Here is a 12105-nt window from a genome sequence, read left to right on the forward strand (position 1 = left end):
CATAATGAGTTACGAATTTACGATTATCGTTCCTGTTTATAATGAAGAGGATAATTTAGCTAGAGTTGAAGAAGAACTTTTAGCGTACACAAAAATAGCTAGCAAAACCACAAAAATATTATTTGTAAACGATGGGTCTAAAGACAAAAGTCAGCAACTAATCGAAGACATTTGTACACGTAATGATGCATTTTACTATATTCTTTTTAAAGAAAATAGAGGCTTAAGCGCTGCTATAAAAGCTGGTTTTGATTATGCAGACACAGCACTTGTTGGCTATATAGACTCTGATTTACAAACTGCTCCTTCAGACTTTAACCTACTTTTAGAACATATAAAAGACAACGCATTAGTAACTGGTGTTCGTTCTAACCGAAAAGATAGTTTTGTAAAAAATATGTCTTCTAAAATAGCTAACGGTATTAGACGTGCTTTTACTAAAGACGGTATGGATGATACAGGTTGCCCATTAAAAGTCATAAGAACAGATTATGCCAAACGTATACCCATGTTTAAAGGTTTGCACCGTTTCTTACCAGCTATGATTTTATTACAAAACGGTAACATAAAGCAAGTACCTGTTCAACATTTTCCGCGTATTGCTGGTCAAGCTAAATTTGGTTTATGGAATCGGCTTTTAGGTCCTTTGATGGATTGTTTTGCTTATTTATGGATGAAGAAAAAGTATATTAATTACGATGTTGCTAAGAAAAAATAAATGAGTGACTGGTTAATATATAGTATTGGTTTTTTGGCTCAAATCCTCTTTTCGTCTAGGCTAATCATACAATGGATTACTAGCGAAAAACAAAAAAGAGTTATTACTCCTACTCTATTTTGGACGCTTAGTTTAACTGCTTCTTTTTTACTGTTTATTTACGGTTATTTAAGGCATGACTTTGCAATAATGTTAGGTCAAGCACTTACATATTATATCTATATTAGAAATCTTCAACTACAAAATCAATGGAATAAGTATCCTACACTAATGCGATGGGTGTTACTACTAATGCCAGTTTTTGTGGTTATTTTTTATTTTAATAATAACCGTATAGATGTCAACCATTTATTTAAAAACGAAGCTATTCCGTTATGGTTATTAGTTTTAGGTATTGTCTCTCAAATAGTATTTACTTTAAGATTTGTGTACCAGTGGATGTATTCTGAAAAAAATAAAGAATCCTCTTTGCCTTTCGGGTTTTGGGCATTAAGTTTTATAGGCTCTTTACTTATTTTAACGTATGCTATTTTTAGAAAAGATCCCGTATTATTAGTTGGTCACTTACTTGGCGCAATTATTTATATTAGAAATCTTTTAATTTTGAAAAAACAAGATGCCTAAATTTATAAAAAACTATCCATTAATTTTACTTTGCCTTTTTATAGGCATTATGCTGTTACCTAATTTAGACAGCATACAGGTAACTATTATGGAAGCCCGTAATTTTATTACCGCCAGAGAAATGATTACAGATAGCAACTGGTTACTAACCACTATGAATGGTGTACCACGTTATCAAAAACCACCATTACCAACTTGGATTACTGCTTTATCTGCATTAATCTTTGGGATTAAAAGCGTATTTGGAATGCGTTTACCTGCTATATTAATGGTTATGATTTTAGGTGTTTTTACTTATAAATTATCAAAATTCATACTTAAAAGTAGAGCACATAGTTTAATAAATGCATTAATATTAATCACATCTTTTTACGTTATAGGTATTACTATAGAAGCGCCTTGGGATATTTTTACTCACGGATTTATGATGATTGCTATTTATTATTTATTTCTACTATTTAAAAGCGAAACAGTTAATTGGAAACACATTCTTTTAGCTAGTTTAGGTATTGCTGCTTCTCTATTAAGCAAAGGTCCTGTGTCGTTTTACGCATTGTTATTACCATTTTTAATTGCTTTTAGTTTCTCATTCAATTATAAAAACTTAAAAGCTAAAATTATTCCTTTTATAATCATATTAATTCTTGCTGTTATTTTAGGTGGTTGGTGGTATCTTTATGTAAGATTAGAAGATCCTCATACTTTTGAAGCTATAACAAGTAAAGAAACCGCTAATTGGACAAGCTACAATGTTAGACCTTTCTATTATTATTGGAGCTTTTTTACGCAAAGCGGAATTTGGACAATTCCAGCATTTATAGGATTATTGTATCCATATATGAAACGTAGAGCAATACATTACAGAGCTTATAAATTCACGTTTTTATGGACTATTGCTGCTGTAATTTTACTCTCAATAATTCCTGAAAAAAAGTCACGTTATTTAATGCCTGTCTTAATTCCGTTAGCATTAAACACAGGATTTTATATAGAGTTTTTAATTAGAAAATTTAAGTACTTAAATAATAAAAAAGATACTTTACCTGTATACTTCAATTTTACATTAATTGCTATTATCGGTATCGTTTCCCCTTTTGGATTAGCCTATTTATTTTATGAGCAATTTCATAGTAACATTATTGCATTTTCAATTTTTGGTCTAGTTTCTATAGTTATTTCATTTTTTATTTTAATACAACTATACAAAAAGAAAATTAAGTACGTATTCTTGTTAACAGTAGTCTTTTTTGCGAGTCTTTTTGTGTTTGGCTTACCTGTATTTAAAACATTTACTAGCAAAAATTATAAACCAGTGTCAAGGTTATTAAAGCAAAATGAAATCAACGATATTAAAACTTATAGCTTAGGTGAAGCAACGCCTGAAACCGTTTGGCAATATGGCGAAAAGATTCCGACAATTATTAATTTGAATACTATTGAAAATCTTCCAAAGGACTCAAAATTTGGATTATTAACTTATGGTCTTTCTGAAGAAAAAATTTCATTTTTAAGCTCCTATTTCAATGTTAAAAAGATAAATCATTATGATTTAAATGAAGCTGAGCCAGGTAGCAGGCAATACAGAGACAGATTAACTTTTGATTATTACGAACTAGAAAGGAAATAAAAATTACCTTAGCGTAAAGCGTTTATGTAAGTAGCTTTCAAATCTATAGAACATATAACCTGAAAATCCGCCAAAAATCATACCTGATAAAACATCTAACGGATAATGTACACCAATATATATACGGCTATAACCCATTGCTAAAGACCAAACAATTAATATATATATTAAATATTTAAATCGCTGTTTTAACATAAAACCTGAAAAAATAGCTACTGCCATACTATTACTGGCATGACCAGAAAAGTAACCATATGCTCCGCCACACCAAGATTTAACTAAACGCATAACATCTATCAAATCTGCTTCGTGACAAGGTCTTGGTCGTTTTAAACCATATTTAAATAAGTTTGTAATTTGATCTGTAAACAGGATCATTAAAGCAATAACTACAGCGGTTAGAATAATGGATTTATCATTTCTTTTTTTATACATAAAGAAGAAAAGCACTGCATAAAAAGGAATCCAATGCAATTTATCTGTATAAAACATCCAAAATCCATCCCAAGAAGGATTACCTAGATTATTAAGGAATAAAAAAACTTGTTTATCTAATTCTAAAATTTGTTCTAACATGTAATTAGTCTTCGTATCGTGCTACTTCTCTGTCATAAAATGCAGTAGCTTCGTTGATTAAATTTTCCATTTCTAGCTCTAATTCTTTTTCATCATGTTGATCAAAATCTTCAAGCCATTCTACTTCATCGTCTTCTAAGTTTATAATAAACCGAGGAAAATCGGTATGTATTACAAATATAGCGTTTGGAAAATCTGTATTGTCGCCTAATATGTATTTTGGTAGTTCCATTTAATTAGTGTCTAAAGTTGAAAGTATTTAAAGTGGCTAAAGTTAAAAGTATTTAGAGTATATTAAATTTTTAATATGTTTATTTTTCAAAGTTAAAACTTATTTGCGATAGAAGTGAAAAGTGCGAGTAGTTCTTTTGCTTCATTTCTTATTTCTTTTAAATTTTTACTTTCAACAAAACCTAATTCTTCTATAATTTCTAACCAATAATCTGTTTCGCTAGCTTCTGCTAAAGATATTTTTAGTTTATTAGAAAAGTCTTTTGTACTTCTACTTCTATTGGCTTCTCTATAATTTGCTCCAATGCTAGTTCCTGATTTTGATAATTGATTTCTCAATACAAGTGCTTCTGGCGTATTGGGTAAACTTCCTGATAATTTTAAGATTTTAATAGCAAATGTTATTGTTCTTTTTTCTAAAACTTTAGCAAATTCTTTATTGGTCATAATCACTTATTGTTTAAACAAATATAACCAACAGAAATAATTAATCTTGAGTATTATCCAATACTTTAAATACTTTAGACACTTATAACTTAGGCACTTTAAGAATGAGTAACTAAAAGTTTTTTTGTAAGATAATTAAACCTAATAAACAATAAAATTGCTGCACTAGTTAAGCCTGCTAATAAGCCAATCCAAATTCCAAAGCTTCCGTACGCATCTTCTTTTCCTAAAATCCAGCTTATAGGAAAACCTATTAACCAATAGGCAATAAAGGTAATTAATGTTGGTATTTTAACATCTTGCAAGCCACGTAAGGCGCCTAAAACAATAACTTGTAAACTATCACTGATCTGAAAAATAGCCGACGCAATTAGTAACTGTGATGCTATTGTGACAACTTCGGTATTGTCTTTAAAATTAATAACATCGTCAAAATCTACGTACAGTTTTGGCAGTGCTTCATTAAAAATTAAAAATAAAACTCCAAAAACAACAGCAAAAATAAACCCTAATAAAAACAAAGAAAAAGCGATACGACGTAATTCGAAATAGTGTTGTAATCCTTTTTGGTTACCGACTCTAATCATAGATGCTACACTTAATCCCATAGCTACCATAAAGGTCATAGAACTTAAATTTAAAGCAATTTGATTTGCTGCTTGCGGATTTTTACCTAACAAGCCACTTAACCAGATTGCTGCTGTAAAAATGGCTACTTCAAAAAACATTTGCATTGCACTTGGCGCACCAAGACCAATAAGTTTATTAATCATTGTTTTGTCTAAAACTAATATTTTAATATTGGTGACAAAATGTTTTGATTTTTCTCGTCCTTTTAACAACCACCAAATATGTGCTACCATTACAAAACGAGAAATTAAAGTCCCATAAGCTGCACCAACTATACCCATTTCTGGAAAACCAAACTTACCAAAGATAAGCACATAGTTAAAACCCACATTAACCACGTTAGCTACTATAGTAGCATACATTGGATATTTGGTTAAAGACAATCCATCACTAAATTGTTTAAATGCCTGAAAGACGACTAAAGGTATCAAAGAAAATGCTACCAAATCTAAATACGGAATAGCTAATTCTACAACCTCAACTGGTTGTTTCATTAAATACATTAATGGTTTGGCAAAAAACACTAACAGAAACAACAACACGCCTAAAACAGTACATAAAAATAATCCGTGTTTAAAAGCAGATTTTCCTTTAGCAAAATCGTTTGCTCCATCTGCTTCGGCTACCAAAGGTGTAATGGCTGTACTAAAACCAATACCTAAAGACATAGCTATAAACATAAAACTATTACCTAAAGATACTGCTGCTAACTGCGCCGTACCTAATTGACCTACCATAATATTGTCTATAAAACTAACAAAGGTATGTCCTAACATACCTAACATGACTGGTGCTGCTAGTTGCCAATTGTACTTAAATTCTTTTGTGTAATTGCTCAAAACCATTTTGCAAAAGTAGTGGTTTGAGAAAATTTATTTATAAGAAATCAACTTAAATTCACTTAAAAATTAGCCACTTCTTTTTTAGCCATTTCAAACTCCTCAACCATCTCTTTTACAATCTCAGCAACTGGTTTAATGTCATGAATTAATCCTGAAATTTGTCCAATTTCAAGCTCACCTTCATCTAAATCGCCTTCAAACATTCCTTTTTTTGCTCGAGCACGACCTAATAATTCTTTAAGTTGTTCTGGTGTTGGGGCTGATTTATACAACGCTTCAACATCATTAAAAAACTTATTTTTTACTAATCTTACTGGCGCTAATTCTTTCAAAGTTAATTGCGTATCGCCTTCTTTGGCATCTACAACGACTTGTTTAAACGCTTGATGCGCACTACTTTCTGTACTCGCCACAAAACGACTACCAACTTGCACGCCATCTGCGCCTAAAACCATACATGCAAGCATGGCTTTTCCTGTTGCAATACCGCCTGCTGCCAATAAAGGAATTTTTAAATGTTCTTTAACCATTGGTATTAGCGTAAGTGTTGTTGTCTCGTCACGACCGTTATGTCCGCCAGCTTCAAAACCTTCTGCAACAACAGCATCTACACCAGCGTCTTGAGCTTTTAATGCAAATTTTACACTACTAACTACGTGTACAACTGTTATTCCTTTGTCTTGCAACCATTTAGTCCATGTTTTTGGATTTCCTGCTGAAGTAAATACAATCTTTACCCCTTCTTCAACAATAATATTCATAATTTCCTCAATGTTAGGATATAACATTGGCACGTTTACTCCAAAAGGTTTATCGGTTGCTTGTTTACATTTTTGAATATGTTCTCTTAGCACATCTGGATACATACTTCCTGCGCCTATTAAACCTAAAATCCCTGAATTACTTGCAGCAGAAGCTAATCGCCAACCGCTATTCCAAATCATTCCGCCTTGTACTATTGGATATTTAATATTGAATAAGTCTGTAATTCTATTTTGCATATTTATTATTAAGTTGTTGATTTATGACCTCTCGACTGCGCTCGAGGTGAATTGGTTTTTACTTCTAGTTTTTTATGATTTTTTTGGTGATACTTAATCCGTTAGCTTCAATTTTTGCTAAATAAACACCTTTAGATAGATTACTTACATTGATTTTTTTCTGTGTTGAAGACACTGTTTTTTCAAGCACTTTTTTTCCTAAAATATCATATAATTTTACGGTTGCAGTGTCATATTGGCTAGGAATTTCAACATACAATAAATTATTTACTGGATTAGGATATACTTTTAGTTTAGTAGTTTCATTTTGAAATTCGACCAAAGACAATCCATTGGCTAATGCTAATGATAAATCAGGAATACCATAACCTAAAAAATTATCAGAATTATTGTATTGTGAAGCAGACTCACGAACCAATTGCATAATTTGTTGATTGTTTAATGTTGGTAATGCTTGCCACAAACATACAACGCCGCCAGCTAATATTGGTGAGCTAAACGATGTACCGTTTAATGTAATAATAGCATCGTTTGTACCAATAACATAACTTGCTTGACCTTGCGCTACAACGTCTGGTTTTTGTGTTGGTTGTGCGCTACTTCCTTGAGAACTAAACGAGGCGTAATTACCAGATGCATTTACTGCTCCAACACTTAATACGTTAGGCGAATCTGCTGGCGCACCAACAATTTGCCAAGAAGAATTACCTGAATTTCCTGCAGAATTAACCAATAACATTCCTTTTTGCGCTGCAAAATTAGCGCCACGAGTTATAAACGCAGTTTGTCCATTCATTTCGGCTGGAGTATAACTATAATTTGGATTATCAAAAGTGGTGTAACCAAGTGATGTATTAATAACATCTACACCTAAACTATCTGCACGTTCTGCAGCTTCAACCCAAAGTGTTTCTTCTATTGGTGTTTCTGTAGCTGCGTTTTCGGTTCTAAATAAATAATATTCTGCATCTGGTGCAGTACCAACAAACTGATCTTGTACATAACCTGCCATATCGCTTAAAACCCAAGTACCGTGAGCGTTTCCTGTATACGCATACACGTCTGGATTTCTGTCTACAAAATCATATCCGCCTAAAATTCCATTATTAGAATTTAAACGGTTAAAGCCTGACATGGTTGGCACATTAGGAAAACCTGAGTCTAACACAGCTACTGTCATTCCTGTTCCTGTAAAATCTGCAAGATGCAAATCGTCGCCATTAAACATTTCTATTTGGTTGGTAGCGCTTCCGTAATTAAAAACTGTTTGGTTAGTTTCGATATCAAATTTGTTTTGATTTTGAGATTGTCTTGCATTAAGATTACCATCTGCAAATTCGATATGATCAACAAAAGTTAATCCTGTTAACGCATTAATATCGGTTTCGGTTCCTAATACATGAACCACGTTTAACCATTTGGATTTAGCAAGAACTGTAATTCCTGTTTGGACTTTTATTTGAGTAATATATCCTTCGTCAACAGGTACATCATTATAATCTACAGTAACGTTGTGTGCTGCTTTACGATCCAACGCTTTTTGAGTTAAAATTGAAATTGGATTTGCTAACGCAGTTGCACTATTTGGTTTGTCATTAAGATAAACCCAAGCGTGCTCTTGAGCAAAAACTGAATAGCTTATTAGAAAAGCAATTATAAGTAAAGTCTGCTTCATTTCAGTAACCATTTATAGTTACTGCAATTTAAGAAATTACTCCGGAACCAACTAATTCTTCACCTAAATACCAAGCTACAAATTGACCTTCGGTAATTGCAGATTGCGCGTCTTTAAATTCAACATACAAACCAGTTTCTACTTTGTATAAAGTGGCATCTTGTAAGGGTTGTCTGTAACGTATTCTGGCTTTAACTTGCATAGTTTCGCCTTCATTAATTGCTAAATCTTCTCGGATCCAGTGTAATTCGTCATTAGACACAAATAACACGTTACGTAATAATCCTGGATGGTTTTTACCTTGACCTGTATAAATCACGTTTTCATTTACGTCGGTTTCAATCACAAAAAGTGGTTCAACAGTTCCTCCAACCGCTAATCCTTTACGCTGTCCTTTTGTAAAATAATGCGCACCTTGATGCTTGCCTACAACTTTTCCATCGGATAACGCGTAGCTTTTTTTCTGACTTAAGTAGTCTAATTCTTCTAATTTATTATTGAAGTTTGGCTGTGTTTGGTTATAAATTCCGTTAGATTTTTCAACCTCAACAATAACACCTTCTTTTGGTTTTAATTGTTGTTGAAGAAATTCTGGCAATCTCACTTTACCTATAAAACATAAACCTTGCGAGTCTTTTTTATCTGCTGTAATTAAGTCTTGCTCTTTAGCAATTGCTCTAACTTCTGGTTTTAAAAGTTCGCCAACCGGAAATAATGCTTTTGCTAATTGGTCTTGAGATAATTGACATAAAAAATAAGATTGATCCTTATTATCGTCTTTACCTGCTAAAAGTTGATGAATTTCTTTTCCGTCTTTTTCAATCGTGCTTTTTCTGCAATAATGACCTGTTGCTACATAATCTGCACCAAGGTCTAAAGCAATTTTCATAAAGACATCAAATTTGATTTCTCTATTGCAAAGTACGTCTGGATTTGGTGTACGACCTTTCGCGTATTCATTAAACATATAGTCTACAATACGTTCTTTATACTGCTCGCTTAAATCTACAGTTTGAAAAGGAATATCTAGTTTATTTGCAACTAACATGGCGTCGTTACTATCTTCTAGCCAAGGACATTCATCTGATATTGTTACAGAATCGTCATGCCAGTTTTTCATAAAAAGACCTATAACCTCATAACCTTGCTCCTTTAATAAATAAGCAGCAACACTAGAATCTACGCCTCCTGAAAGTCCAACAACAACTCTTTTATTCATCTGAAATCTTTTTTTGATTTGCAAAGATACGTCATTTTTTAAACTCAAATTTAGTCATAGTCACTTAATTCTGTACTTAATTCTGTACTTAATTAATTTATTGCAATTCATTGATTTTTAAAGTTTAACAAAACATTAAATATTTTTTGTTCAAACTTTATTTAGATTTGTTAAACAAAATTACAAACCAAAAAAAATTGCTATGAAAAATTTAAAATCACTCAAAACACTTCCCTTATTATTACTAGTTACATTATTATTTTGGTCATGCAGTAATGATGATGATGGAACTATTGTTATTCAAGAAGAATTTAACATTGTAGAATTAGCCCAAGCAAATCCAAATTTATCTAGTTTAGTTGATGCAGTTATCGAAGCTGATTTAACTGCTACATTAAGTGGACCAGGACCTTTTACTGTATTAGCACCAACTGATGAAGCTTTTGCAGAGTTTATGTCTGATAATGGATGGGCGACAGTACAAGATATTCCTGATGCTGCTTTAACGCAAACATTACTTAACCATGTTATTTCTGGAACGGTAACATCTTCAGATTTAGCTAGTATGGGACGAGGTTATACAAACACATTAGCTGATGGACCTTCAAATACTAATATTAGTCTTTTATTTGATACTAATAATGGTGTTATGTTTAATAATACAGCAGAAGTTACCGCAGCAGATGTTGAAGCATCTAATGGAATTATTCACGTTGTAGACAAAGTAATTACCTTACCTACAATAGTAGACCACGCAGTAAACAACACTAACTTTTCAAATTTAGTTGCTGCATTAGGCGCAGCTGATGGAAACTTAGTTGATGTTTTATCTGGCGTTGGTCCTTTTACAGTTTTAGCACCTGATGATACCGCTTTTACTACATTTTTAGATGGTGCTGCACTTGCTGATGTTGATACTGGTATATTATCTCAAATTTTACTAAACCATGTCATTAGCGGAACAATTACATCTACTGATTTGACAGGTTTAGGTGAAGGATATTCAAACACTAATGCTTCTGGACCTGATATGAACAATTTAAGTATCTATTTTAATACTTCTAATGGAGTAATGTTCAACGGAATATCAACAGTACAAACAGCAGATATTGTAGGTACAAACGGAATTATACACGCAGTAGATACAGTAATAGATTTGCCTACCATTGCTACATTTGCGACATCTAATCCTGCATTATCAAATCTTGTTGCTGCATTACAATATGCAGATACAGGAATGCCAACTGTACCATACATAGATACTGTATCAGATGCTGAAGCTGGTCCATTTACAGTATTTGCACCAACAGATAATGCTTTTGGAAATTTATTAACCGAATTAAATGTATCTGCTTTAACAGATATACCAACAGCAACAGTTGATGCTGTTTTAACTTACCATATTGTAGGTGCCAATGTACAGTCTTCTATGTTAACTAGCGGAACTGTAACTACACTAGGAGGAAATATTACAGCAGATGCTACAAACTTTACTTTAACAGATGCTAATGGAAGAGTAAGTGATATAGTCACTAGCTTAGTTGATATACAAGCTGTAAATGGAGTTGTTCACGTAATTGACAATAACGTTATTTTACCGCCACAATAGTTTTTAGATGATTGATGTTAAGTTGAATAAATTGAAACAAACAGTTTATTTGAAACAAACAGTTTATTCTTAAAAAAAAAACGCCTTAATTAATTAAGGCGTTTTTTTATTGTTCTTATATGGGTTTTTACTACGTCTAGTAAAGTCGTTTTCTTCAATAAGCTTACCGTCTTTATACGTTTTCCAGATACCATGTCTGTAATCATTTTGGTATTGTCCTTCTAAAACTAAGTTTCCTTTTTCGTCATAAGATTTATAAAAACCATGTAACATGTTATCTTTATAGGTGTACTCTCTAATTATAATACCTTCACCAGAAAACCATTGGGATAGTCCATTTAACTTTCCGTTTTTGTAGTTTGCTTTTTCAGCTACATTTCCGTTAAGATAATAGGTCGTTCTTAATCCATCTAATTCTCCTTTATTATTATAAAATTCAGAAGTCATTAATTGGTCACTATTTTTATGATAGTATAACCATTTACCTACGTAAGTTTTCCTACGCATTGTACCTTCACTTACCTTGTTTCCTGTAGACGTAAAAAATACAACTTGCGCCAAATCTGAATCTTTTTTAAACGTACGTGTTGCTGCTAAAACTGCTTTATTCTCATGGTTTTGGTAAAACTTGAATACACCAACTTCTTTACCATGTTCAAATTGTCCTTCGTATCTTAATACTTCTGTGCCGTCAAAGTTTTTTTTCCATTTTCCGTGACGTTTACCATTACTATCAAATTGGTTAAATTGTTGTGCCAACATTAATGTTGATGATAACGTGAAAATTAAAAGGGTTAAAATGTGTTTCATTATTAAATATTATATCGCTTTCGCGGAATTTAATTTACATCTATTATTTGTTAACGACATATAGCCAGTTTTGTTATAACAAAAAAGCTGCCAAAT

At 32.2% G+C, this 12105-nt stretch carries 12 protein-coding genes; 4 read left to right on the forward strand and 8 right to left on the reverse strand.

The genetic code is table 11. From position 1 onward, the window contains the following. Window positions 1-4: 4 nt before the first annotated feature. The 3 genes from WA327_RS02110 to WA327_RS02120 are packed head-to-tail and all read left to right on the forward strand — an operon-like array spanning window position 5 to window position 2969. Complete coding sequence (locus tag WA327_RS02110; protein WP_336065916.1) at window positions 5-718, forward strand: glycosyltransferase family 2 protein; 714 nt, start codon at window positions 5-7, stop codon at window positions 716-718. Beyond that, on the forward strand, window positions 719-1342 hold the full coding sequence (locus tag WA327_RS02115) for a lipid-A-disaccharide synthase N-terminal domain-containing protein (RefSeq protein WP_336065917.1): 624 nt from the start codon (window positions 719-721) through the stop codon (window positions 1340-1342). Beyond that, on the forward strand, window positions 1335-2969 hold the full coding sequence (locus WA327_RS02120) for a glycosyltransferase family 39 protein (RefSeq protein ID WP_336065918.1): 1635 nt from the start codon (window positions 1335-1337) through the stop codon (window positions 2967-2969). The genes WA327_RS02115 and WA327_RS02120 overlap by 8 nt, the downstream gene beginning before the upstream one ends. Window positions 2970-2972: 3 nt before the next feature. On the opposite strand, the gene WA327_RS02125 is transcribed toward WA327_RS02120, so the two are convergent. From WA327_RS02125 to mnmA, 7 genes are all read right to left on the reverse strand, one after another. Next, window positions 2973-3545 (reverse strand): phosphatase PAP2 family protein, encoded by a 573-nt coding sequence (locus WA327_RS02125; RefSeq protein ID WP_106679443.1) that lies wholly within the window; start codon window positions 3543-3545, stop codon window positions 2973-2975. 4 nt (window positions 3546-3549) lie between these two features. Further along, complete coding sequence (locus tag WA327_RS02130) at window positions 3550-3777, reverse strand: hypothetical protein (protein WP_027880073.1); 228 nt, start codon at window positions 3775-3777, stop codon at window positions 3550-3552. A gap of 92 nt (window positions 3778-3869) precedes the next feature. After that, the gene (locus WA327_RS02135) at window positions 3870-4223 is read right to left on the reverse strand and encodes a four helix bundle protein (protein WP_223076370.1); all 354 of its coding nucleotides are present in this window, start codon (window positions 4221-4223) and stop codon (window positions 3870-3872) included. A 98-nt stretch (window positions 4224-4321) separates the two neighbouring features. Further along, window positions 4322-5698 (reverse strand): MATE family efflux transporter, encoded by a 1377-nt coding sequence (locus WA327_RS02140; RefSeq protein WP_336065923.1) that lies wholly within the window; start codon window positions 5696-5698, stop codon window positions 4322-4324. Window positions 5699-5754: 56 nt separating this feature from the next. After that, window positions 5755-6696 (reverse strand): nitronate monooxygenase, encoded by a 942-nt coding sequence (locus tag WA327_RS02145; protein ID WP_336065925.1) that lies wholly within the window; start codon window positions 6694-6696, stop codon window positions 5755-5757. 64 nt (window positions 6697-6760) lie between these two features. Continuing rightward, on the reverse strand, window positions 6761-8371 hold the full coding sequence (locus WA327_RS02150) for a S8 family serine peptidase (RefSeq protein WP_336065927.1): 1611 nt from the start codon (window positions 8369-8371) through the stop codon (window positions 6761-6763). A 28-nt stretch (window positions 8372-8399) separates the two neighbouring features. Then, window positions 8400-9590: a tRNA 2-thiouridine(34) synthase MnmA gene (mnmA, locus tag WA327_RS02155; RefSeq protein ID WP_336065930.1), complete on the reverse strand. Its 1191-nt coding sequence runs from the start codon at window positions 9588-9590 to the stop codon at window positions 8400-8402. 202 nt (window positions 9591-9792) lie between these two features. On the opposite strand from mnmA, the gene WA327_RS02160 reads away from it, so the two are divergent. Next, the gene (locus WA327_RS02160) at window positions 9793-11199 is read left to right on the forward strand and encodes a fasciclin domain-containing protein (protein ID WP_336065933.1); all 1407 of its coding nucleotides are present in this window, start codon (window positions 9793-9795) and stop codon (window positions 11197-11199) included. 93 nt (window positions 11200-11292) lie between these two features. Here the strand turns inward: WA327_RS02160 and WA327_RS02165 are convergent, their stop codons facing one another. Beyond that, the gene (locus tag WA327_RS02165) at window positions 11293-12009 is read right to left on the reverse strand and encodes a toxin-antitoxin system YwqK family antitoxin (protein WP_336065936.1); all 717 of its coding nucleotides are present in this window, start codon (window positions 12007-12009) and stop codon (window positions 11293-11295) included. Between the last annotated feature and the right edge of the window lie 96 nt (window positions 12010-12105).

The sequence above is a fragment of the Mesoflavibacter sp. CH_XMU1404-2 genome (assembly GCF_037029465.1).
Lineage (GTDB): Bacteria > Bacteroidota > Bacteroidia > Flavobacteriales > Flavobacteriaceae > Mesoflavibacter.

Coding starts and splice junctions, on each gene's coding strand:
- mnmA (WP_336065930.1), bottom strand. CDS start 9,590: ATGAATAAAAGAGTTGTTGTTGGACTTTCAGGAGGCGTAGATTCTAGT.
- WA327_RS02110 (WP_336065916.1), top strand. CDS start 5: ATGAGTTACGAATTTACGATTATCGTTCCTGTTTATAATGAAGAGGAT.
- WA327_RS02130 (WP_027880073.1), bottom strand. CDS start 3,777: ATGGAACTACCAAAATACATATTAGGCGACAATACAGATTTTCCAAAC.
- WA327_RS02145 (WP_336065925.1), bottom strand. CDS start 6,696: ATGCAAAATAGAATTACAGACTTATTCAATATTAAATATCCAATAGTA.
- WA327_RS02140 (WP_336065923.1), bottom strand. CDS start 5,698: ATGGTTTTGAGCAATTACACAAAAGAATTTAAGTACAATTGGCAACTA.
- WA327_RS02160 (WP_336065933.1), top strand. CDS start 9,793: ATGAAAAATTTAAAATCACTCAAAACACTTCCCTTATTATTACTAGTT.
- WA327_RS02125 (WP_106679443.1), bottom strand. CDS start 3,545: ATGTTAGAACAAATTTTAGAATTAGATAAACAAGTTTTTTTATTCCTT.
- WA327_RS02150 (WP_336065927.1), bottom strand. CDS start 8,371: ATGAAGCAGACTTTACTTATAATTGCTTTTCTAATAAGCTATTCAGTT.
- WA327_RS02120 (WP_336065918.1), top strand. CDS start 1,335: ATGCCTAAATTTATAAAAAACTATCCATTAATTTTACTTTGCCTTTTT.
- WA327_RS02165 (WP_336065936.1), bottom strand. CDS start 12,009: ATGAAACACATTTTAACCCTTTTAATTTTCACGTTATCATCAACATTA.
- WA327_RS02115 (WP_336065917.1), top strand. CDS start 719: ATGAGTGACTGGTTAATATATAGTATTGGTTTTTTGGCTCAAATCCTC.
- WA327_RS02135 (WP_223076370.1), bottom strand. CDS start 4,223: ATGACCAATAAAGAATTTGCTAAAGTTTTAGAAAAAAGAACAATAACA.